18 protein-coding genes are annotated in these 22,598 nt (G+C 74.8%); 11 read left to right on the top strand and 7 right to left on the bottom strand.

What is annotated here, in order from left to right; genetic code table 11:
* Window positions 1-51 precede the first annotated feature (51 nt).
* Entirely contained in the window at window positions 52-510 is a 459-nt protein-coding gene (locus tag OHV05_RS33035) for a (2Fe-2S)-binding protein (protein ID WP_405020982.1), read from the top strand.
* Between the two features lie 7 nt (window positions 511-517).
* On the opposite strand, the gene OHV05_RS33030 is transcribed toward OHV05_RS33035, so the two are convergent.
* On the bottom strand, window positions 518-1,711 hold the full coding sequence (locus tag OHV05_RS33030; protein WP_405020981.1) for a PQQ-binding-like beta-propeller repeat protein: 1,194 nt from the start codon (window positions 1,709-1,711) through the stop codon (window positions 518-520).
* A 206-nt stretch (window positions 1,712-1,917) separates the two neighbouring features.
* Between OHV05_RS33030 and OHV05_RS33025 the strand changes: the two genes are divergently transcribed.
* The 7 genes from OHV05_RS33025 to OHV05_RS32995 all read left to right on the top strand — a co-directional run bounded on the left by OHV05_RS33025 (window position 1,918) and on the right by OHV05_RS32995 (window position 11,864).
* Complete coding sequence (locus OHV05_RS33025; RefSeq protein ID WP_405020980.1) at window positions 1,918-3,156, top strand: MFS transporter; 1,239 nt, start codon at window positions 1,918-1,920, stop codon at window positions 3,154-3,156.
* Window positions 3,153-4,283 (top strand): aminotransferase class V-fold PLP-dependent enzyme, encoded by a 1,131-nt coding sequence (locus tag OHV05_RS33020; protein ID WP_405020979.1) that lies wholly within the window; start codon window positions 3,153-3,155, stop codon window positions 4,281-4,283. The genes OHV05_RS33025 and OHV05_RS33020 overlap by 4 nt, the downstream gene beginning before the upstream one ends.
* A 468-nt stretch (window positions 4,284-4,751) precedes the next feature.
* On the top strand, window positions 4,752-7,289 hold the full coding sequence (locus OHV05_RS33015; RefSeq protein ID WP_405020978.1) for a hypothetical protein: 2,538 nt from the start codon (window positions 4,752-4,754) through the stop codon (window positions 7,287-7,289).
* A gap of 47 nt (window positions 7,290-7,336) precedes the next feature.
* Window positions 7,337-8,710: a leucyl aminopeptidase gene (locus OHV05_RS33010; RefSeq protein ID WP_405020977.1), complete on the top strand. Its 1,374-nt coding sequence runs from the start codon at window positions 7,337-7,339 to the stop codon at window positions 8,708-8,710.
* Between the two features lie 67 nt (window positions 8,711-8,777).
* Window positions 8,778-9,317, top strand: coding sequence for an RBBP9/YdeN family alpha/beta hydrolase (locus tag OHV05_RS33005; protein ID WP_405020976.1), 540 nt, complete (start codon window positions 8,778-8,780; stop codon window positions 9,315-9,317).
* Window positions 9,318-9,652: 335 nt separating this feature from the next.
* Window positions 9,653-11,308 (top strand): sigma-70 family RNA polymerase sigma factor, encoded by a 1,656-nt coding sequence (locus OHV05_RS33000; RefSeq protein WP_405020975.1) that lies wholly within the window; start codon window positions 9,653-9,655, stop codon window positions 11,306-11,308.
* Window positions 11,309-11,375: 67 nt separating this feature from the next.
* Window positions 11,376-11,864, top strand: a complete 489-nt coding sequence (locus OHV05_RS32995; protein ID WP_405020974.1) for a glutathione peroxidase — start codon at window positions 11,376-11,378, stop codon at window positions 11,862-11,864.
* 43 nt (window positions 11,865-11,907) lie between these two features.
* Here the strand turns inward: OHV05_RS32995 and OHV05_RS32990 are convergent, their stop codons facing one another.
* On the bottom strand, window positions 11,908-12,276 hold the full coding sequence (locus OHV05_RS32990) for a hypothetical protein (protein ID WP_405020973.1): 369 nt from the start codon (window positions 12,274-12,276) through the stop codon (window positions 11,908-11,910).
* Between the two features lie 176 nt (window positions 12,277-12,452).
* Between OHV05_RS32990 and OHV05_RS32985 the strand changes: the two genes are divergently transcribed.
* Window positions 12,453-14,507: an amino acid adenylation domain-containing protein gene (locus tag OHV05_RS32985; protein ID WP_405020972.1), complete on the top strand. Its 2,055-nt coding sequence runs from the start codon at window positions 12,453-12,455 to the stop codon at window positions 14,505-14,507.
* 255 nt (window positions 14,508-14,762) lie between these two features.
* A complete protein-coding gene (locus OHV05_RS32980) occupies window positions 14,763-15,695 on the top strand; it encodes a helix-turn-helix domain-containing protein (protein WP_405020971.1) in 933 nt (310 codons plus the stop codon).
* Here OHV05_RS32980 and OHV05_RS32975 read toward each other — a convergent pair.
* Window positions 15,682-16,971, bottom strand: a complete 1,290-nt coding sequence (locus OHV05_RS32975; protein WP_405020970.1) for a hypothetical protein — start codon at window positions 16,969-16,971, stop codon at window positions 15,682-15,684. The genes OHV05_RS32980 and OHV05_RS32975 overlap by 14 nt on opposite strands.
* A gap of 19 nt (window positions 16,972-16,990) precedes the next feature.
* Window positions 16,991-17,230, bottom strand: coding sequence for a hypothetical protein (locus OHV05_RS32970; protein ID WP_403035698.1), 240 nt, complete (start codon window positions 17,228-17,230; stop codon window positions 16,991-16,993).
* Between the two features lie 187 nt (window positions 17,231-17,417).
* Here OHV05_RS32970 and OHV05_RS32965 point away from each other — a divergent pair, with 187 nt between their 5' ends.
* Window positions 17,418-17,954: a hypothetical protein gene (locus OHV05_RS32965; protein WP_405020969.1), complete on the top strand. Its 537-nt coding sequence runs from the start codon at window positions 17,418-17,420 to the stop codon at window positions 17,952-17,954.
* 19 nt (window positions 17,955-17,973) lie between these two features.
* Here OHV05_RS32965 and OHV05_RS32960 read toward each other — a convergent pair whose 3' ends face one another.
* The 3 genes from OHV05_RS32960 to OHV05_RS32950 form a co-directional block, all read right to left on the bottom strand.
* Complete coding sequence (locus OHV05_RS32960) at window positions 17,974-19,968, bottom strand: acyltransferase family protein (protein ID WP_405020968.1); 1,995 nt, start codon at window positions 19,966-19,968, stop codon at window positions 17,974-17,976.
* A gap of 110 nt (window positions 19,969-20,078) precedes the next feature.
* The gene (locus OHV05_RS32955) at window positions 20,079-21,746 is read right to left on the bottom strand and encodes a glycosyltransferase family 2 protein (RefSeq protein WP_405020967.1); all 1,668 of its coding nucleotides are present in this window, start codon (window positions 21,744-21,746) and stop codon (window positions 20,079-20,081) included.
* A gap of 146 nt (window positions 21,747-21,892) precedes the next feature.
* On the bottom strand, window positions 21,893-22,429 hold the full coding sequence (locus OHV05_RS32950; RefSeq protein ID WP_405020966.1) for a GNAT family N-acetyltransferase: 537 nt from the start codon (window positions 22,427-22,429) through the stop codon (window positions 21,893-21,895).
* Between the last annotated feature and the right edge of the window lie 169 nt (window positions 22,430-22,598).

Here is a 22,598-nt window from a genome sequence, read left to right as displayed (position 1 = left end):
CGTCAAGCACCGACCGTTCAAGCACCGGCCGACCTTCCGAAGGACCCTCACGTGCCCACTCACCAGTTCGTCCTGAACGGCAAGCCGGTCACCGTCGAGGCACCGGCCGACATGCCGCTGCTCTGGGTGCTGCGCGACAAGCTCGGCGTCACCGGCCCCAAGTACGGCTGCGGGGTCGGCGTCTGCCGGGCCTGCACCAGTCACCTGGACGGCGAGGAGGTCCAGCCCTGCGTGGTGGCCGTCGGCGACTGCGCCGGCCGGCAGGTCACCACCATCGAGGGCCTGGCCGACGGCAACCGGCTGCACCCGGTCCAACAGGCCTGGCTGGACTGCGACGTGGCCCAGTGCGGCTTCTGCCAGCCGGGCCAGATCATGACCGCGGTGGCCTTGCTGCGCCGCACCCCGCACCCGACCGACGCGGACATCGACCGGATCGAGAACGTCTGCCGCTGCGGCACCTACTTCCGGATCCGGGAGGCCCTCAAGCAGGCAGCCGAGGCCCTGGACTGAGAGCCGGTCAGCTGGTCGGCAGGGCGTACAGCACCCGGTCGTGACCGGCGTACAGCCGCTTGCCGTCGGTGTTCAACCGCCAGACCTGGACGCCCGGTTCGGCGTCCCGGAAGGTCCACCGCACGGCGCCGGTCGCCACGTCCAGCGCCCAGACGCCCTGACCGGTCGGGCCAGGCACGAACAGCGTCCCGCCCACCGCCACCGGCCGGCACCGGGAGTCCAGCCGGAACGGCAGCCGGCAGGACCACATCTCGCTGCCGTCGGCGGGCACGTTCCGGGTCACCTCGCCGCTGTCGCGCAGCAGGTACAGCGCACCGTCGGCGGCCAGCGGCCGGATCGGGCGCCAGCTCTGGTCCTCCACCACCCAGCCCGGCCTGCCGTCGGCCAGCCCGAACGCCCGGACACCGTTGGCGCGCCGGGCCGTGTAGACCCGTTCGGCGTCGCACTCGCGCCAGCTCAGCGCCTGGTCGGCCGCGGCGCGCCAGAGCACCGAGCCGTCCGCCGCGTTCAGCGTGACCACCTCGTCCCGGGTGCTGCGCCCCACCAGCCGCCCGCCGGGCGCGGGTTGCAGCTCCGTCAGGAGGCCCTCGGCCTCCTGGTCCGGCCGGGTCCACCGCGGCCGGCCGGTCGCCAGCTCCAGCGCGAACAGCCCGCCCGGCCAGCCGTCACCCGCGCCGAACAGCAACTCGTCGTCCGCGGCCAGCAGTCGGCAGGACCGGTCGGCTCCCGGCGGGGCCGCCGTCGACCGGTCGGGACCGTACCCGTAGGCGGCGAACCGGCCGATCCGGGCCTCGTGCACCAGACTCCCGGCCGCCAGCAGGTCGGCGCCACCGCCCGTGGCGCCGGACGGCAGTTCGATCCGCTTGGCCACCGCGCCACTGTCCGGCGACAGCAGGTACAGCATCTCGGCGGTCGCCAGCAGCGGCACCGTCCCGGCCCCGGCCAACCGGTCCGCGGCCTGCGGCGCCTCGCCCCGGTACGTCCAGAGCGGCTCCGGCCCGGAGACCGCGACCCGGTCGCCGTCCGGCTCGGCGGACCGGCCGAGCCGCCAGGCCAACCCGCCCCCGACCAGCGCGGCCGCCCCCAGCAGCAGCCGGCGGCGGGACGGCCCACCCGGCACCGCCGCCACCTGCTCGGTCACCGGACCGCCGCCCTCGGGCTCGTCCAGCGTTATCGTGCCGACCTGCTCCCCCGTGTGCACGGACCCCTCCCCCGAATTCGGTGATCAAGAGGGTAACCGGCCGCCCGGACAGCGGTGCGGCGGCATTCGCCGCCGGGCGCCTTCCAGGCCGCCGCCCTCTACCCATTTCGATCAACCACTGGGACGCTGGACCCGGTCCGGGTGCCCGTCGGGGGTGCGCACGGCGGAGCGGGCGGAAGGTGGCGGCGGATGCGCCTGGTGCAGCGGTGACCCGAACCGGGCAACCGACCGTCGGCACCGGCCCGGTGGCCTCGGCGAACCGTCGGGACCTCGCGGTGTTCCTCACCGCCAAGACCATGTCGGACATCGGGTACGCGCTCGACTTCATCTGCCTCTCGGTCTTCGTCTGGGAGCGCAGCCACTCCGCCTTCGCCACCGGCCTGCTGAGCGCCGCGCTCTACGCGGGCGCGATCGCGGGCGGCCGGCTCGGCCACCGGTACGGCGACCGCTGGGACCGCCGCCGGGTGATGATCGGCGCGGACCTGGTCCGGATGCTGATGCTCGCCCTGCTCGCCCTGCTGCCGGACGCGGCCCAGAACTGGTGGCTCTACGCGGCCGTCGCCCTGATCGGCACCGGCCGTTCGGTCTTCGAGGGCACCCTGTCCGCCGCGACGCCGGTGCTCGCCGGGGAGCGCACCCAGGCGGTGAACAGCCTGCTGGCCGGGCTCAAGGGCGTCGCCTTCCTGCTCGGCATGGGCCTGGCCACCGTGCTGGTGCCGCTGATCGGCTACCGGGGCGTGTTCGCCCTGGACGCCGGCACCTACGCGCTCTCGGCCCTGGTGCTCACCGCGCTCCGGCTGCGGATGCGCGAGCCCGGCGCGGCGGGCGCCGCCCGGCGGGACCGCACCGGGGCCTGGCCGCTGCTGGTCGGCGCCGGGCTGGCGATGCTGGTGGTGCTGCGCGGCCTGGACGCCTTCGGCAGCGCCTCCCAGCACGTCGGACTGCCCATCCTGGGCAGCGAGTTGCGGCCCGACGCGCCGACCTTCGTGTCCGGTGCGGTCTGGGCCTGCTGGGCCGCCGGTCTGCTGCTGGCCGGCTTCGTGCTGCGGCCGCTCGCCCGGCGGGTGGTCGAGCGCAGCCCGATGCTGGTCTTCTGCCTGGCCACGATGGTCATGTCGGCGGGGTTCATCGGCATCTTCTGGCTGGACGGCTGGTGGCCCCGGCTGCTCTGCGCGGTGGTCGCCGGGCTCGGTGACGCGCTGAGCGAGATCACCTTCAAACAGGCCATGCAGCAGCTCCCCGACGACCGGCGCGGCCGGGCCTTCGGCCTCGGCCAGATCGTCGTCAACAGCGGGTTCATGGCCGGACTGCTCGTCACCAGCGTGGCGCTGCACCCCGGTTGGGTGCCGCAGTGGGTCCTGCTGCTGCACGGCGTCCCGCTGCTGGTCGCGGCCTGGGTGGCGGTCACCGCCGGCGTCCGGCGCGCTCCCCTGCCGGCCGGATGAGCGGGCCCTCGGTGCCCGGGAGCGCGTACCTGGACCACGCCGGCTTCGGCCGCCTGCGACCCGCCGCGGTGACCGCGATGCAGGAGGTGCTGACCGGCGTGCTGCCGTACGGGAGCGCCCGGCTCGGCGGGATCTTCAACACCCGGGCGGCCGCCCGCCGGTCGATGGCCCGGCTGCTGGACTGTGCCCCGACGGAGGTGGCCTTCGTCCCCAACACCTCGACCGGCCTGCACCTGGTCGCGGACGGTCTGGACTGGCGGCCGGGCGACCAGGTGGTGCTGTTCGACCGCGACTTCCCCGCCAACGTCCGCCCCTGGACCGCGCTTTCGCGGTACGGCGTCGAGCCGGTCTGGGTGCCGATGCGGGACGGCGGCTACCGTTCGGCCGACCTCGCCGCCGCGATCGGTCCGCGCACCAGGCTGGTCGCCGTCAGCCACGTCAACTTCGCCACCGGTTTCCGGATCGACCTGGACACCGTCTGCGCCCTCGCGGCCCGGGTCGGCGCGCTGGTCAGCGTGGACGCGGTGCAGAGTCTCGGTGCGCTGCCGCTCTCGCTCGCCGACACCCCGGTCGACTTCCTGGCGGCGGGCGCGCAGAAGTGGCTCGGCGGCCCGCCCGGGACGGGCGTGTTCTTCTGCCGGGCCGACCGGCTGGAGCTGCTCGGCACCGTCCCGACCGGCTGGTTCGGCTTCGACGGCGCGGCCGAGCTGATGAAGGGGCCCGGCCCGCTGAGCTACCGACTCCCCGCCCGGGCCGCCGCCTCCCGGGTCGAGGGCGGCATGTACGACCTGGTCGGCATGGCCGGCCTGGCCGCCGCGCTGGCCGAGTTGGAGGCCGTCGGCCTCGGCGTCGTGGCCGACCGGGTGCTCGCCCTCGCCGACCGGATCAGGACGGGAATTTCCGATATCGGTTTTACCCTGGCCACCCCGCCCGACCCGGCGGCGAACTCCGGGATCGTGAGTTTCTCCGCTCCCGGGCTGGCCGGTGCGGAACTCGTGGACGCCCTGACCGGCTCCGGCGTACAGGTGTCGGTACCCGCCGGACTGGTGCGGGTTTCCCCGCACTATTGGACGACGGACGACGAAGTCGATCTCTTCCTGGTCAGGATCTCCGAACTGAAACCTTGACAACAGCCGGTCGGCGAAGCGCACTTCGCCGACCGGCAACCTCCTGACCGGTGGCCCACGCCACCCGGTCGGGCCCGGCACCGTCGAACCTGCGGCCCTTTGGCCACCGGGCCGGAACGCATATCGGGCCCCGCATACGCATTACCTGACACGGTCCTTTGAATTACGGCCGAAATACTCTTTTCTGCTCTTGACGACGCCCGGCGGGCTGCCATAGCTTCCCCTCACCAGCACCGGCGCGAATATACGTGCCCGGTCATTCGGTGAAGGGAGTACGAAATGTCGTACGAGTCCTGGGAGTCCCTTGCGGACGAGGTCGAGATCACCACGGGTGAGGCGGACTGCTGGACCTGTCTGATGGACGACGCCACCTGATCCGCCCCTGGTGCGGCGCCCTGTGACCTCGGGTCGCAGGGCGCATTCCCTGTTCTCCGCGCGCCGCGCGGTCACCTCGACGGCCTCGACACGATGGGAACGGGCACCGTGGACCGCTGGCAGTTCAGTCACGGCACAGTCGGGGTGAACGCCCCGAGCTGGCTGACCTTCGAGGTGCACCGGCCCTACTTCGACGGCGCCGAGAGCCCGCTGACGGTCATCCAGGCCAGGGCGGCGGTGCTGGCGGCCCGTCGGTTCGAGCAGCGCGCACCCGGTGCGCTGCGGTTCGGCATGACGATGCCCGCGAGCTACCGGCGGCTGCTGGTCGAGGAGTCCCGGCTGCATCGCTACCGGGCGGCCGATCCCACCGAGCTGCCCACCGAGCTGGCCTCCCCCGCCTGGCGGCGGATGGCCGACGCCTACCGGCAGCACACCGACCTGGACCCGGTGGACCGCGCCAACCTGGCGCACTGGCTGATCGCCGCCTGCCTGCTGCCCGCCGTGCTCGACGTCCTCCCGGCGGACCTCGACGGCGACGCCTGCCAGGACCCGGTGACGGCAGGGCTGCAATCCGCCCGCGCGGTCGCCCTGTTCGGCCTGGAGGGCCTCACCGACCGGACCACGGCCGCCTACCGGCCGCTGGTCGACCACCCGGTGCCCACCCTCACCCACGTGCAGTCGGTGGCCGGCTGGGGCTACCTGCTGGCCCGGCACGGCGGCGACGACTCGGCCGTGCCGCACCACCTCGCCCTGGCCCGCCGCCTGTTCGCCGGGCTGGCCGGGGAGTTGACCGGCTTCCAACGCACCGTCACCGAGGCCCGGCTGACCCTGCGCGAGGCGATGTACGCCGAGCGGCAGCGGGACTTCGCCGGAGCCGCGGCCCGGCTGGCGGCGGCCCGGCAGGCCGTCGACGAACTGACCGCACCGGACCGGGACGACGCGCTGGTCCTGCTGGAGACCAAGCGCCGGCTGATCGACCGCCGCCTGGAGATGGCCGTCCGGACGGGCGACACCGAGACCGAACAGCACGCCCTCGCCGAGGGGTTGGCGATCGACCCGAGCTGCGTCAAGCTCCGGATGCAGGCCGCGCAGGCGCACCGGCGCGCGGGCCGCACCGAACAGGCCCTGGCGGCCTACCTGCACGCCGCCCGGCTCGGCCCGTACGGGACCGGCTTCGCGCTGCTGCACGCGGCCGAGTGCGCCGAGCTGGCCGGACAGGGCGAGTTCGCCCGGGTGCTCACCGAGCGCGCCTTCCGGGCCGCCCCGCGCGCCTCCGCGACCCGTGACCGGCTGGTGGCGAGCTGCCTGTCGGCCGGCGACGAGCCGCTGGCCGAGGTGGTCCGGCTGGCCGCCGCCCGCGACCCCGAGCGGCCGTACGCCAACAACTGGCACTACCGGATGCACGCGGCGTACTTCAACCTCGGCGAGTCGCAGTCGCCCGGCCTGTACGCCCGACTGCCCACCCTCGCCTTCGGGTTCGCCGAGCAGGGCACCCCGCCCCGGGTGAACTGGCAGCGCCTGCTGCCGCCCGCCTTCCGGACCAACCTGATCCGCGAGTCCGGCCTGACCGAGTTCGACGTCGCGCACCCGGCCGACCTCCCGGCCCACCTGCGCACGCCCGCCTGGGACACCCTCTGCGGCTGGCTGGAAAAGTTCGCCACGTACGACGCGGAGCGGCAGCACCAGGTCGCGGTGGTCCTCTACCGGCTCGGATTCATCAAGCTGGTGCAGGAGTTGATCCCCTTCACGCCGGCCGCCGAGCTGCGGACGGCGGCCGAGCTGCGGCTGCACCACTGGCTCGACGTGGTCCGCTGGGTGGGCTCGGTCGGCCGGGCCGCCAAGGTCGCCCCGGCCAACTCCCGTGCGATCGTCGGGCATCCGGCCTGTCCGACCCACCTGCGGTTCGTGATCGCGGTCTTCTCGGTCATCCACGAGGCGCGCGAGACCCGTTCGCTGGAGACCGCGCTCGCCTGGCGGGAGACCGGCGAGCAGGCACTGGCCGAGCTGCTGACTGATCCGCAGTACTCCCCGTTCGAGCTGATGATGATGGAGAGCCGGTTCTACCGCAGCGTCAGCTACGTGCCCTTCCTGCAGCAGGACACCGTCCGGCTGGCCGCCGACATGGACCGGGCCGAGGAGCTGGCCCGGTCGGTGCCGGCCGTCGGCGAGTACCAGGAGTTCCTCCGCCGGGAGAACCTGCGGGCCTGCGTGGAGAGCCGGTCCAAGGAGTTCTACGCCTTCGGCGAGGACGAGCGGGCGCACCGGCTGGTCGCCGAGGCGCTGGCCCTGGACCCGTACGAGCCCAAGACCCACATCGAGGTCGCGGAGGGCCTGCTCAAGGACGACCGGCCCGAGCAGGCGGCGCACAGCTACCTGCGGACGGCCCGGCTCGGGCCGGTCTCCACCGCCTTCGGCTACGCGGCGGCAGGCGACTGCTTCGCCCGGGCCGGACTCCCGCTGCTCGCCGAGGACTGCTACCTCCAGGCGCTCCGGATCGACCCGTACGCCGTCTCCGCCGCCCGGGGCTGGGCCGCCGTCGGCCCGGCCAACGGGATGGCCGAGCTGGCCGCGCAGTACCTGACCGACCTCGAGGCGTGGGGTGCGGCCCGCCGCGCCGCACGGACCGCGTGAGCGTCGAGTGGCGGCTGACGTCACGTCAATCCGCTGACATCGAAGCCGTGGTGACCCCCGTCTGGTCCGATGAACTGCCTTCGCAGCTGTCCCCCGCCTTCCTGGCGGGCAGCGGCTTCGCCGGCGCGCCGGGCCAGACCCTGCACCTGCCGGGCACCCCGGCCACCGTCCTGCTCGGCAGCGGCCCCCGGGCCGGGTACGGCCCCGACACCGCCCGGGCCACCGGCGCCCGGCTGGCCCGGGCGGTCACCGGCTACCGGCGGCTGGCCCTATCGGCCCCCGACACCGAACTGCGGGCGCTGGTCGAGGGCTACCTGCTCGGCGGATACCGCTTCACGGGGTACGCCACCACCGCACCCGCCGCCGACCAGCGGATCGACCTGGTCACCCCTGACACCTCGTCCTCCCGCGCGGCGCTCGCCGCCGGGCTGCGGGTCGGTGCGGCCGTGCTGCTCGCCCGGGATCTGGTCAACGAGCCCGGCGAGGCGCTCACCCCACCGGAATTCGCCGAGCGGGCCCGGCGGATCGCCGCCGACTCCGGCCTGGAGTGCGAGGTCTGGGACGCCGACCGGATCGCCCACGAGCGGCTCGGCGGCCTGCTCGGCGTCAGCCGTGGCTCCCTGCTGCCGCCCCGGCTGGTCCGGCTCAGCTACCGGCCGGCCAGCCCGGCCGCCACCACCCCTGCGACCCGGCGGATCGCCCTGGTCGGCAAGGGCGTCACGTACGACGCGGGCGGCCTCTCGCTCAAGCCGAACGCCGAACTGGCCGCGATGAAGGCCGACATGGCGGGCGCGGCCGCCGTGCTGGCCGCCATGTCCACCCTCAGCGCACTGAACTGTCCGGTGGCGGTGGACGGTTGGCTGCCGCTGACCGAGAACATGCCGAACGGGAACCCGATCCGGGTCGGTGACGTGCTGCGGATGCGCAGCGGCACCACCGTCGAGGTCCGGCACGCCGACGCGGAGGGCCGGCTGATCCTGGCCGACGCCCTCACCCTGGCCGGCGAGACCGCCCCGGACGCCGTCATCGACCTGGCCACCCTCACCGACGCCGCCGCGGTCGCCCTGGGCCGCCGGATCACCGCCCTGCTGGCCACCGACGACACCCTCACCGAGGACCTCCGCACGGCCGGCCGCCGGGCCGGCGAGGAGCTCTGGCCGCTCCCGCTCCCCGACTCCTACCGCCCCCAACTCGCCTCCCGAGTCGCCGACCTGGCCAACTACACGCTCGGCGTCCGACACGGCACCGCCCTGCTGGCGGGCCTCTTCCTCCGCGAGTTCGTCCCACCGGACATCCCGTGGGCGCACCTGGACATCCAGGGCACCGCACTCTCCGACACCGACGAGGGCGAGTGGGTCCCCGGCGGCACCGGCGTCGGCGTCCGCACCCTGATCGAGTACCTGCTCAGCGCCGGGGGCTAAGGTCGGCGGACACCGCAGGACGGCCGACGGCGCCCGTCCACACCCGCTGCCGTAGAGAGGGCCGCTGATGAGCACCCACCTGATCCTGCCCGGGTACCAGAACTCCGAGGCCGAGCACTGGCAGAGCTTCTGGGAGCGGTCCGACCCGGCCCGGTTCCGGCGGGTCGAGCAGGCCGACTGGGACCAGCCCCTGCTGCCGGATTGGGTGGGCGCCCTCGACCGGGCGGTGGCGGACGCCGACGGGCCGGTGGTGCTGGTGGCACACAGCCTGGGCTGCACAACCGTCGCGCACTGGGCCGCCGGAGCCCGGCCGGAGCTGGCGGCCAAGGTGCTCGGCGCGCTGCTGGTGGCCCCCGCCGACATCGACACGGCGGAGGTACCCGAGCTGGTCAACTTCCGCCCGGTGCCGCTCGCCGCGCTGCCGTTCCGGGCCACCGTGGTCGCCTCGACCGACGACCCCTGGTGCACCGCCGACCGGGCCCGGGCCTTCGCCGACGCCTGGGGCGCCACCTTCGCCGACATCGGCCGGGGCGGGCACCTCAACACCGCCTCCGCACTCGGCGACTGGCCGCAGGGCCGGGCGCTGCTCGCCGAGCTGACAGCCTGAACACCGCAGGCCGTACCGCCGTACCGGACTGACGGCGTGCCGCTGTGAGCCCCGACACACCGTCACTCCGGAACGGCCCCGGACGGCCACGCTCCGCCCACCTCGCGCGCCGACCCCTCACACTCCCTTCACGCCCCCGCGGGCCCCGGCCACCGCTGTGAGCTGGGCGTTGGCCGTGGGGGGCGGATGGGCCCGGAGCGGCATCCACTACGCTCCGCTGAGCACCGGGGGCCACTCAGGTCTCCGGAGTTTTTCCGTTATCGGCGGACGGCCCGCTGATCTCCCATCACGACAGGGCAGTACGGACCGGCCGACGGACAAGGTGGACCAGACGGATGGACAGGCACGAAGCGGAGCGGATGGTGACCCGGGCCCGGGCCGGCGACCAGCAGGCCACCGACGAACTGATCGGCGCTCACCTGCCGCTGGTCTACAACATCGTCGGCCGTGCCCTGAACGGTCACCCCGACACCGACGACGTGGTGCAGGAGACCATGCTGCGCGCGGTCGACCACCTGTCCTCGCTCCGTGACCCGGCCGGGTTCCGCTCCTGGCTGGTCGCCATCGCGATGAACCAGGTCCGCCGCCGTCACCAGGTCGCCCACCAGGCCCAGATCCCGATCGGCCTGACCTACGACTCCGCCGACCCCGGCGCCGACTTCGTGGACCTCACCATCGTCCGGCTCGGCCTGGCCGGGCAGCGCCGCGAGGTCGCCGAGGCCACCCGCTGGCTGGACCAGGACGACCGGGAGCTGCTCTCGCTCTGGTGGCTGGAGGCGGCGGGCGAGCTCAGCCGGGCCGAGCTGGCCGAGGCGCTGGAGCTGTCCCCGCCGCACGCGGCGGTCCGGGTCCAGCGGATGAAGGGTCAGCTGGAGACCGCACGGGTGGTGGTCCGGGCGCTGGCCGTCCAGCCCTCCTGCCCGCAGCTGGCCGAGCTCACCGCGCAGTGGGACGGCGCCCCCGGCGCACTCTGGCGCAAGCGGATAGCCCGGCACGCCCGCGAGTGCGGCTACTGCGCCCAGCAGTGGGAGGGACTGTTCCCGGCCGAGGGCCTGCTGGCCGGGCTGGCCCTGGTCCCGCTGCCGCAGCATCCGCTCGGCCTCCCCGTCGACCCCACCTCGGCCGGCCCCGCCCCGGCCACCCCCGCACCGCCCACTACTCCCGGGCAGCCGGCCACCCCGCCGGCCGGGGGCCGGGCCGCCGCACGGCGGGCGGCCGCCCAGCGGCCCGGCAAGGGCGGCAGCGGACGGCGGCGGGCCAAGCCGCGCAGCCGTCGGCGGGTACTGGTGGCGGTGATCGGCACCACCGTCGCCACCGTCGCGGTGATCGGCGTGGTGGGCGCCGACCAGAACCCTTCCCCGCAGGCGGCCCCCCGGATCGACGGCGCGGCCACCGCCGCCGTCTCCGCCGCGCCCCTGGAGGTCCAGGCCGCACCCGCACCGGCTGCGGCCACCTCCCCGGCGGCCACCGTCACGGCCTCGCCCTCGCCGTCGGCCACCCCGACCGCCTCGCCCTCCCCCACCCCCAGCGCGGCCGCCCCGTCGCCCTCCCGCACTTCCGCCGCGCCCTCCGCCCCCGCCCCGGCCACCAGCGCGGCGAACCGGGCGGCCACCGCCCAGCAGCAGGTGATCGACCTGGTCAACAGCGAGCGCTCGAAGAACGGCTGCGGCCCGGTGAAGGCCAACAGCAAGCTCCAGGCGGCCGCCCAGGGCCACTCGGACGACATGGCGGCCCGGAACTTCTTCGACCACACCAACCCCGACGGCAAGGGCCCGCAGCCCCGGATCGAGGCGGCCGGCTACCGCTGGAGCACCTGGGGCGAGAACATCGCCCGGGGCCAGCAGGACTCCGCCGCCGTGATGGACGCCTGGATGAAGAGCCCGGGCCACCGGGCCAACATCCTCAACTGCGCGTTCACCGAGATGGGCCTCGGCACCCACTTCGGCACCGGCGGGCCGTGGTGGACCCAGAACTTCGGCGCGCCGAGCTGACGGAATACCGTACGGCTGTCGACCGTTGTCCGGCTCGGCCATCCATGAACCCCGAAAGGACTCCGCCGTGAGCCTGTACGACATCCCGCTGCGCACCCTCGACGGCCAGGCGACCTCGCTGGCCGACCACAAGGGCAAGGCGCTGCTCGTGGTCAACGTCGCCTCCAAGTGCGGCCTGACCCCGCAGTACGCCGGGCTGGAGCGGCTGCAGCAGCGCTATGCCGACCGCGGCTTCACCGTGCTCGGCGTCCCCTGCAACCAGTTCATGGGTCAGGAGCCCGGCACCGCCGAGGAGATCCAGACCTTCTGCTCCACCACCTACGGCGTCTCCTTCCCGCTGTTCGAGAAGCTCGACGTGAACGGTGACGACCGGCACCCGCTCTACGCCGAGCTGACCAAGGTGGCCGACGCCGAGGGCACCGCCGGCGACGTGGCCTGGAACTTCGAGAAGTTCCTGATCACCGCCGACGGCTCGGTGGCCGCCCGGATCCGTCCGCGCACCGAGCCCGAGGCCCCGGAGCTGGTCGCCCTGATCGAGGCCAACCTCCCCGCCTGACGCTCCGTCGGCCCGGCGTCCGTCCGAAACGGCGGACGCCGGGTCAGGCCGCCCGGCGGACCCGCAGGGCCCAGAGCACCAGCGGCACCTGGAGCGGCAGCCGGGCCAGCGCGGTGACCCGCTGCGGCGTCGGCCGGTGCCGCCAGTCGTAGGCCATCTTGGCGTTGGCGGGGAAGACCGCGACGAAGAACCCGGCGGCCGCCAGCGCGCCCAGCCGCCTGGTCCGGGGCACCGCCACCGCCGCACCGAGGGCCAGCTCCGCGACCCCGCTGGCGTACGTCCAGGCCCGGGGCTCGCCCGGCAGCGCGCGGGGCACGATGGCGTCGAACTGGCCCGGCCGGGCGAAGTGGGCCGCGCCCGCACCGAGCAGCAGGCCCGCCAGCAGTGCGGCGGAACGTGTCGACTTGGCCATGATGACTCCCTGGTCCGGTTCGCCCCCGTGTCAATTGTTACTGGACAGTAGCACTCCGGCCCCGCTCAGGTGACAGGTCTGCAACTACCGTACGTTCACTGTCGGTTCACCGACCCCGTTGCCTGCACACTGTCAGGGGGACGGCGCCGTACCGTCCCCCAGGGGAGGGCGGAGCAGTGCACGACATCGAGGACCGGACGGTTCACCAGCTGTTCGAGGAGCAGGCCCGGCGCGCACCCGACGCAACCGCACTGGTCTGCGGCGAGCAGCGGCTGAGCTATCGCGAGCTGGACGAGCGGGCCGACCGGCTGGCCCACCACCTGCGGGAACTGGGGCTGCGCGGCGGCGAGTTGGCGGCCGTCGCGGTCGGCCGCACGCCGGACCTGCTGACCGCCGTGCTGGCGGTGCTGAAGACCGGTGCGGCCTACGTGCCACTGGAGCCGACCGGGCCGGACCGGATCATCCGGCACGTCCTGGCCGAGGCCGACCCGTTGGTGGTGATCACCCAGGAGGCGTACCGGGTCCGGCTGACCGACGCCGCCGAGCGGACCGTGCTCTGTCTGGACGACGTCCCGCTCCCCGACCTGACCGGCCCGCTGCCGGACCGCGCCGGGCCGGCCGACCTCGCCTGCGTCTTCTACACCTCCGGCTCCACCGGCCTGCCCAAGGGCGCCCTGATCGAGCACCGCAACCTGCTGCACTCCTACCGGGGTTGGCGCCAGGTGTACGGCCTGACCGCCGAGGACCGGTTCCTGCAGACCGCGACGCTGGAGTTCGACGTCTTCACCGCCGACTGGATCCGGGCGCTGTGCAGCGGTGGCGTCCTGGTGCTGGCCCAGCGCAACTTCACCCTCGACCGCACCGCCTCCCCCGCCGAGCTGCACGAGCTGCTGCTCCGCGAGCGGATCACCGTGATGGAGACCAACGCGCACACCCTGCGCCGGCTGTTCGCCCACCTCCAGCCGCTCGGCCTGGAGTTGGGCAGCGTCCGGCTGCTCTCGGTCGGCGCCGAGAAGTGGTACCTGGACGAGCAGCTCCGGCTGCAGAGCTACCTCGGCCCGGCGGTCCGGCACGTCAACGTGTACGGGGTGGCCGAGGCGGCGGTGGACAGCGCCTGGTTCGACACCACCGCGCTGACCGGGGAGCCCGACCACCCGGAGCGACTCTCGCTGATCGGCCGCCCGTTCCCCGGCACCGACATCCGGCTGCTGGACCGGGCCGGGCGGCCGGTGCCGCCGGGCACCCCGGGCGAGATCTGCATCGCCGGCCCCGGCGTCGGCCGCGGCTACCTCAAGCGCCCCGAACTCACCGCCGAGCACTTCCTCGACGGCGAGGGCGGCCGGGCCTACCGGACCGGCGACATCGGGGTGCTGCGGCCGGACGGACTGCTGGAGTTCCTCGGCCGGGCGGCCGGCCGGGACCCGGCGGCCGCCGCCTCCCTGGCCGCCGTCGAGGTGCTGCTGCGCGGCCACCCAGAGGTGCGCGAGAGCGCGGTGGCCGAGGTGGAGACCGGCCCCCGCCGGACCGGGGTGGTCGCCTACGTGGTGGCCGCCGACGGCGCCCCGGCCGAGCCCTGGGCGCTCCGGGCCTACCTGGCCGAGCGGCTGCCGGAGCGGCTGCTGCCGGAGGCCGTGGTCCCGCTCCCGGCCCTGCCCCGGACCCGGGCCGGCAAGCTGGACACCCGCTCGCTGCCACTGCCCGCACCGCGCGACCACGCCGCGCCCGGGCCGGGCAGTGGGGGATCCGCCAAGGCCGTCCGAAGCGGCAAGGGCGGCGGCTTCCTGGCCACCGAGTTCGGGCGACTGACCCCGGCCACCCGGTGGGCGGCCGTCACGGCCGCCGGGGCACTCGCCGCCGCCGTGCTGACCGACGGCCTCTGGCCGGGCTCGACCGACCTGTCCCGCGTACCGTCACCCTGGGCCGCGCTGTTCCAACTGCTCTACCTGTTCGAGTGGCTGGGCTTCGGCCTCGGCCTGGCCTTCCTGCTGCTCGGCGGCCCGCTGCTGGCCCGCAACGGCCGTCCGCTCGGCCTGACCCTGCTCAGCCGGCTCGCCGTCGGCTGGCTGCTCGCCGCCTGGTGGCCGCAGGACAACTGGTACCGGGTCAGCCGGGCCACCGACTGGCCCCGACAGGCCGCCCTGGTCTACGGGTTCAACGTCTCGCTGCTGCTCGCGGCACTGGTGCTGGTCGGCTTCCTGGCCTGGCAGCCGGAACGGCCGAAGGGCCGCTGACCCCTGGCGGGCCGCCCGGCCAGCAGACTGAAGTCGTAGTGCTCGGACCGCAGGCACAACCGCATGGCCTCACTCCTCGTTCGGGACGGGTACGGCCCGTACGTTGGCAGCCCGGCCCCGCCCCGGTCCAGACTTTCCGTCGTCCCGGACAGCACCCGGCTGTCCGGGCAGGTCAGCGCCCTGTCCGGGGGAATTCCGGATATCGTCCCAGGGGGGGCATTGCCGAATCGGCGGTGGCTGACAAGGATGTGACGCATGAACAGTCAACACGGGGTGGCGCCGGAACAGGCCGAGGACGTGGCCGGGTTCCTCGCGCTGATGCGGCAGCTCAAGGACGAGACCGGTCTGACCTACCGCCAGCTGGAGGAGCGGGCCGCCGAGCAGGGCTCGGTGCTGGCCCGCAGCACCCTCGCCGACGTCCTGAACGGCCGCTCGCTGCCCCGCCCCGAGCTGCTCTCCACCTTCGTCCGGGCCTGCGGCGCGGCGGACCGGGAGGCGTACTGGCTCCGGGCCAGGGAGGCGCTCGCCGACCCGCCGGCGCCCCGGTCGCTGCCGACGCCCCCGCCGCCGGCCGCCCGTCGGCGCCGGATACCCCGGCTGCCGCTGCTCGCCGGGCTCGCCGTGGTCGCCGTCCTCGCGGCCTGGGCCCTCGCCCCCCAGCCCTCCGGGCACCCCGGCGCCGCACCGCCCCAACAGGCCGTCGCCGCACCGGCCGTGCTCCCCACCGGATGGGTCCGGATCCGCCCGGTCACCGCCCCCGAGCTCTGCCTGACCGACGGCCGGGTGCGCGACCAGCGCTACACCCCGCTGGTGGCCGTCCAGCGCCCGTGCGCCGAGGCCGGTCCGCAGGCCACCCTGCTGGAGCCGCTGGGCGGCGACGAGTACCACATCCAGTGGCACCACCCGGACTACGGCAAGGGCTGCCTCAAGGCCCTCCCCGACGGCCCCGGCCTCGGTCTGCTGGAGCCGATGGACGACTGCACCCAGGGCAGCCACTTCCACGTCGAACCGTCCGGCCCGGCCGGCAGCGGCACGTACGTGCTCCGGGTGGACGGCCAGGGCTGCGCCGGGATCGCCGGGGACGGCACCGGCCCGGGCACCGAGGCGGTGATGGCCCACTGCGTGGGCCGGGGCGGCCAGGTCTTCTTCGTCGAACCGATCAGCCGACCGACCTTCAGCGCTCCCTGACCACACCCGCGAACGGCTCCCCGAGCGCCTGGTTGGCGGCCCGCAGCAGGTACTCGGCCGCGTCCAGCCGCTCGGTGCCGTCCGCCCAGAGCGCCACCCCGGCGAACGGCAGCGGGTCGAACCCGGCGGTCGGGATGGTCGGCAGCAGCCCGACCCCCAGCGCCGCGCACCGCTCGGCGACCCGGGCGAGGTGGGCCAGCAGCGCGGCCTGCGGCAGCCGGGCGCCGAGCGGCAGCCGGTCCAGGGTCCGGACGTACCGGGCCCGCTCGCCGAGCCGACCGGCGAGGCGGTCGGCCAGCACGAAGGCCACCGACGGGCCGGTCAGCCGCAGGTTGGTCTCGGTGGGGGCGAGCCGGCCGAGCGGGTCCACCACGAAGTCCAGGTCGTACCAGCCCCGGTGGCCCGCCTCGGCGAGCGCCCGGCCGACCGCCAGCCCGAACGCGGCGGCCGGCCCGGCCAGCGAGGCGGGCACCGCGTCCGGGCCGACGGTGGCGCCCTGGTAGCCGGTGCCCTCGATGTGCATCACGGCCGTGCCCACCGGGTGCACCGCGCCGTCGGGCCCGATCACCCCGTCGAAGCTGAGGTCGCGCAGCGGGCCGTGCCCGGCCACGAACTCCTCCAGCAGCGGGGCCCGGCCGGTCTCCGCCCGGAGCCGCCGCAACGCCGCCGACGCGCCGCCCGCCGCCCGGACCTGGCGGGGCGTCAGGACCACCGTGCCGTGGCCGCCGACCCCGTACGGCGCCTTGACCACGCTGGTCAGACCGGCGGCGGCGCGGGCCCGGAGCAGCCGGGCCAACCGCCACCGCGAGGCGGGCCGCCACTGCTCGGGCACCCGGATCACCGGGTGGTCGGCGGCCAGCCGGCGGAACAGCAGGTGCGACTCCGCCTTGGACTCGAACCGCCGCACCACCGGCCCGGTCCCGCCCCAACCCCGCACCGGCAGTCCCGAGTCGGCGATCCGCGCCCGGAGTCCGGGCCGGTCGGCCAGCGCCTCGGCGAGGCCGGTCTCCGGGGCGATCCCGCTGTGCACCTCGACCTGGCCCCAGCCCAGTTCCCCGGCCAGCCAGTCCGTCCACTCCGGCTCGACCTGGAGCGGCAGCACCAGCACGGCCGGGTCCGGGGTGTAGAACGCGGCCAGGCAGGAGTAGTGGTGCGCCTGCCGCAGCGCGCCCGGGGCGGGCGGCCCGAACTGCGCGTTGAAGTCCGCCACGTCCCCGAGCTGGACGGCCCGCCGTCCGCCGGTCCACCCGTCCTGCCATCCGCCCCCGGCTGCCATCGGGCCAGCCTACGGTGCGTCAGGCCTCCCCGGGGCGCCAGGCCGGCCACTCCCACGGGCGGTCGGCCCAGTGCACCTTCGCGGGGTCGTGCGGGTCGAGGTCGGGGAAGTGCTCGTGCACCCGGGGCTCGAACTCCTCGGGGGCCAGCGGCTCCCAGCCCACCCCCTCGAAGCGCACCAGTCGGTAACGGCTGTCGGTCCGGAACTCGGCCACCTCGACCAGCCAGGCAGCGGGACCACGGTCGGTGTTGTTCTCCATACCGCACAGCATCGACCGCCCGACCGCCGCCCGCACCCGAGCGACCCCCACCTGGCGGAGCGTCAGGTGGGGCCGTCCGGGTCCGGCGCCGGGACCGCCGGATCGTCGTTCACCCGCTCCGCCCGTGCCGGTGGCTCGTTGAGCACTCGGGCGCCGGCCATCGGCGACCCCGGGTGGGAGGAGCAGCGTGAGCGAGCAGTGGCAGGCACCCTGGCAGTACGGGTGGGAGCAGCAGCCACCGCCGCCCACCCCCTGGGAGCCGCCGGTGACGCCGTTGCCGTCGAGGCGCCGGCGGGTGCGGCGCCGGGTGGCCTGGGCGGCGGGCGGGGTGACGGTGCTGGCGGGGCTCTGCTGGCTGCCGAGCGCCTGCTCGGCGGACCCTGCGCGGCCCGCCCCGGCGGTGCTCGACACCCCGTCCCCGAGCCCGCTCGGCCCGCCGTCCCCGGCCCCGCTGCCGCTGCCCCCGCCACCGCCGCCCGTGGCGGTGAGCAGCGCACCGCCGTCTTCCGCCGCGCCAACCGCCTCCGCGACGCCCCGGCAGAGCCGCTCCGCCAAACCCGCGAAGCCGTCCCGGGCGCCCCGGCCGAGCGCGTCCCCCACCCCGGCCGGCTCCACGCCCGATCTGCTCGCCTCGCTCCAGGTGTGCGCGGAGGCGGAGCGGCGCGGCCAGTGGGCGCCCGGCTCCGAGGAGGCCCGGGTCTGCCGGAGCCTGTACGGGGGCTGACCCGCCACCTGACGGGCGGTCAGTACAGCAGCCCGGCCGTCACCAGGTCCTGCCGGATCCTGGGTGCCATGGTGGCGGCCAGGGTGTCGGTGATGTGCCCGGTGTCCCGGTACAGCAGCACGCCCTCGCGGACCGGCGGGCAGTCGCCGGGCGGCGGGCAGAGCAGCGGCCGGTAGTCGAGCACCGCGACGCCGTACTTGGCCGCCAGCCCGTCGGTGAGCAGCGGTTCGGGCGCGAAGGCGGTGCTGCGCGGGAAGGTGCAGTCCTCCTCGGCGGCCAGGCAGACCGGGATGTCCTTGCCGGGCATCGGGGTGTCGGTCAGGTACGCGATCGGGGCGCCGAGCCCGCGCAGCCGCTCCAGGGTGGTGGTCCAGCCGGCCGCCCGCTCGGCCGGGTCGCCGTAGCGGTTCAGCCCGGCCAGTACGACCAGCTTGGGGGCGGGGCCGCCGGCCAGCCGGGTCATGGTGTGCTCGCGCCAGCGGTCGCACTCGGTGTACGCGCGGCCGAGCACCGGGTTCTGCACGGTCAGGGTCGGCAGCGGGCAGCCGGGCTTGACCAGCACCTCCAGCGCCCAGTCGCGTTCGCGGACCAGTGGCAGCAGCGCGGAGAGCCACTGCCCGGCGTGCGAGTCGCCGAGCAGCACGATCTTCTCCCGGGCGTTCGGGTTGCCGAACCGGCAGGTCGGGCTCTGCTCGGCGGCCAGCGGGATCTCGCAGCCCTCGCCCGGCGGGAAGTCGGTCCTGGCCCGGGCCAACGACGGCGTGAGGCCCGGCAGTTGACTGCCCGGCAGCAGCAGGCTCGGCCCGCTCGGCGCCCCGGCCGGGACCACCGCCGCGGCCCCGGGGTCGCCCAGCGCCCGGACGGCGCCGCCGCCCAGGGTGAGCCCGGCGATCAGCGGGACGGTCAGCGCGACCGCGCCGACCGCGAGCCCCTTGCGCGGCGCCCCGGCCTGGCCCCGCCGCAGCGGGATCTCGACCAGCCGCATCGTCAGCCAGGCGGGCAGCGCGGCGCCGAGCACCAGGGCCAGCGCGATCGGCAGCGACAGCGTCCCGTACCTGGCCTCGGCGATCGCCAGCAGCGGCCAGTGCCAGAGGTACCAGGAGTAGGAGATCCGGCCGGCCGCGCGCAGCGGTGGCACCGAGAGCAGCGAACCGGCCTGGTACCAGCGGCCGCCGGGGCCGGCCAGCAGCAGGGCGGCCGTGCCCAGGGTCGGCAGCAGCGCGGCGCTGCCGGGGAAGGGGGTGCTGCGGTCGTACAGCAGCACCGCCGTGACCACCGCGGCAAGGCCGAGCCAGCCCAGCACGGTGGCGCCGATCAGCCGGCGGCCGTACAGCAGGGCGGCGGCCGCGCCGAGCGCGAACTCCCAGATCCGGGTGGCGGTGGAGAAGTAGCCGAGCGGGGCAGCGTCGGCCGTCCAGTGCAGGCAGAGCAGGAAGGACCCGGCCCCGGCGCCGACGGTCAGCAGCAGCACGGCGAGCCTGCGCCACTTGACCGCCAGCAGCAGGACGGCGCCCCAGAGCAGGTAGAACTGGTTCTCCACACCGAGCGACCAGAAGTGCAGCACGGGGCTCGGGTCCCGGGTGGCCGCCAGGTAGTCGGTCTGCTGGCCGACGAACCGCCAGTTGGCGAACTGCCCGGCCGCCGCGAGCAGGTCGCGGGCCAGGTCGGTGCCGCGCAGCGGGTCCAGCAGCAGGCGGCCCGCGACGGCGGTCGCGGTCAGCACCACGGCGGCGGCGGGCAGGATGCGGCGGGCCCGGCGGGCGCAGAACTCCCGGAAGCCGATCGGGTGCCGGCCGGTCAGCAGGCCGGTGATCAGGAAGCCGGAGAGGACGAAGAAGACGTCCACGCCCACGTAGCCGCCGGTCAGCGCGGGTACTCCGGCGTGGAAGGCGAGGACGGCGAGCACGGCGACGCCGCGCAGGCCCTCCAGGTCGGTCCGGAAGGCGGGGGCGGGGGCGGGTCGGATCCGGGGCGGTGCCGCGGTGGCCCGGGTCAGGGTGATCAGGTCGGTCACGGAGGTGCTCCTTGCGACGGCTGCGGTGGGTGTGCCGCCGGGTCCTTGGGGTGACCCGGCAGGCGGTCCCGCGCCGGTGGGGCGACGCGCGTGCTGGTACTGGTGGAACGTCAGAACAGCGGGTCGGCCCAGCCGGTGGCGAGCAGCCCGACCAGGGCGAACCCGGCGGTCACCGCGAGCGCCTCGGTGCGGCCGAACGCCTCGGTGGCGCCGTCGGTGCCACCGCCCTCGACCTGGTCGCGGCCGCGCAGCAGCCCCCAGAGCGCGGTGAGGACGGGCAGCGCGGTGTAGGCGGTCAGGGCGAGCAGGGCCGCCAGTGCCCAGTAGGGCTGCCAGCCGTACCGGGCGACGGCCCGGGCCAGGCCGACGGCCCCCGCGGCCAGGCACAGGGTCAGCCAGCCGACCCCGATCCGGGCCACCGTGCGGCCGAGCGCGGAGCGGCCGGCGATCGCGCCGGTCGGCACCCAGTCGGCGCTGCGGTGCCGCAGCGCGTGCCAGAGGGCGACCACGTGGCAGAGGCCGCCGAGCAGTTGGACCCGGGTGACCTCGAACCGCCAGCGGGTCCGGGAGGCGGCGGGGAGCAGCGCCAGCGAGACCCAGAGCGGCGGCAGGAAGGGCAGCACCTGCCAGGGCTCGATCCGCTCGGGGGTGAAGAACAGCAGGATCAGCGCGGGCAGCGGCACCGCGAAGACGTTCACCGCGCTGCTCAGGTAGCCGAGGATGCCGTTCCAGAAGCACAGCCTGGCCCCCTTGGGCAGCGGGCTGCGGTGGAACTCGGGGTCGCGCAGCAGCGCGAGCGAGCCCAGGCACCAGCGGTACTGCTGGCTGATGAAGGCGGAGAGCCCGGTCGGCGACAGGCCCTTGGCCAGCAGGGTGGGCAGGTAGCGGGTGCGGAAGCCGTGCCGGCCGAGCGCCAGCCCGGTGTACAGGTCCTCGCTGTGGTCGGCTTCGTAGAAACCGCCCGCGAGTTGCAGGGCGCTGCGCCGGTAGAGCGCGTTGGTGCCGCAGCAGACGGTGCCGTCCCGGGCGTCCCTGGAGGGCTGGATCCAGCGGTAGAAGATCTCCTGGGTGGCGCCCGCGCCACGCTCCAGCCAGCCCATCGAGGCGTCGGTGTCGAAGCACTGCGGGCTCTGCACGATGCCGGTGGCCGGCTCGTCGAAGTACGGCACCAGGTGGTCCAGGAAGTCCGGGCGCGGGCAGAAGTCCGCGTCCAGCACCGCGACCAGGTCGGAATCGCCGTTCGCCAGACCGAAGTTGAGGTTCCCGGCCTTCTTGAACCGGCCCAGGTCGGGGCGGGTGTGGTAGCGGAAGCCGTACGACTCGGCGAGCTCCCGCACTTCGGGACTGGCCGCGTCGTCGAGCACCCGGACGGTGAGCTCACCGCGCCAGCGCAGCTCGGCCACGTGCCGGTAGGCGTTGGCCAGCACGTCGAGCGGCTCGCCGCAGGTCGGCAGCAACAGGTCCACCGAGGGCACCCGTTCGGGCCGCCAGGCGCGGAGCAGCAGCAGATGGCTGTCCTGCGAGTACCGGCGCTGACGCTGGCCGTCACCGATGCCGAGCAGCCAGGTGGCCCCGTTCAGCACCACCAGCAGCAGGAACGGCCAGAGCAGCGGGCGGCTGAGCGCGAACAGACCCAGGGTCACGGTGGCCCCGGCGTAGGAGAGCGCGGAGCAGAGCAGCACCCATCGGCGCTGCGGGCCGAAGTACCAGTAGAGCTCCCGGTCGTCGGGTGGCTCGGGCAGGACGGGCGCGGACGGGTTCAGTTGGCGTGCGGGCATGCGGAAGGAAGCCCCCCTGGGCTCGATGTGAACGAACCGTGCTCGCGCCAGCCTGCCACATTGGTCTGGACCAATCGTGAACGGTGCATGAATCAGGCCAGCGGATACGGGTCTTGACGCCACGTCAGCCAGGGGGGATTGTCCGCTCAGATCCCCTTGATCAGCTTTTCGAACCGAAGATCCGGACGGCGCGGGACCCCGAACCGCTCGTCCCCGTACGGGAATGGCGAGAACTCACCGGTCCGCCGGTAGCCCCGGCGCTCGTACCAGGCGATCAGATCCTCGCGCTGCACGATCACCGTCATCTCCAGCCCGGTCACACCCCAGCGCTCCCGCGCCACCGCCTCGGCCCGCGCCAGCACCGCCCGCCCCAGCCCACCGCCCTGCCGGTTCGGCCGCACCGAGAACATCCCGAAGTACGCCGTCTCACCCCGGTGCTCCAACTGGCAGCAGGCCAGCAGCTCACCGTCCCGCTCGGCCAGCAGCACCACGCCCTCCGGCGCCGCGATCGCCGCCGCCACCCCCTCGGCGTCGGTGCGCTGCCCGTCCAGCAGATCCGCCTCGGTGGTCCACCCCACCCGGCTGGCGTCACCCCGGTACGCCGACTCCACCAGCTCCACCAGCGCGGCCACATCGTCCGGCCCGGCCGGACGGAAGATCAGCTCGGAGGTCTCCGACGTCATCGCCCACTTCTCACTTCCCGGGCCGACCACCGGCCCCGCCCGCATCGTGCCACAGCCCACCACCCGGCCTTCGGCATGGTGTGGGGCCACATCCACTGACCGTTCGTCATGTGTTCTACGCGCCATGGCGACCATGTCCGGTGCATGACTAGCCTGCTCCTCCACACCG

Source organism: Kitasatospora sp. NBC_00070 (assembly GCF_045041205.1).
Taxonomy (GTDB): Bacteria; Actinomycetota; Actinomycetes; order Streptomycetales; family Streptomycetaceae; genus Kitasatospora.
This window is presented reverse-complemented; position numbering and strand designations above follow the sequence as displayed.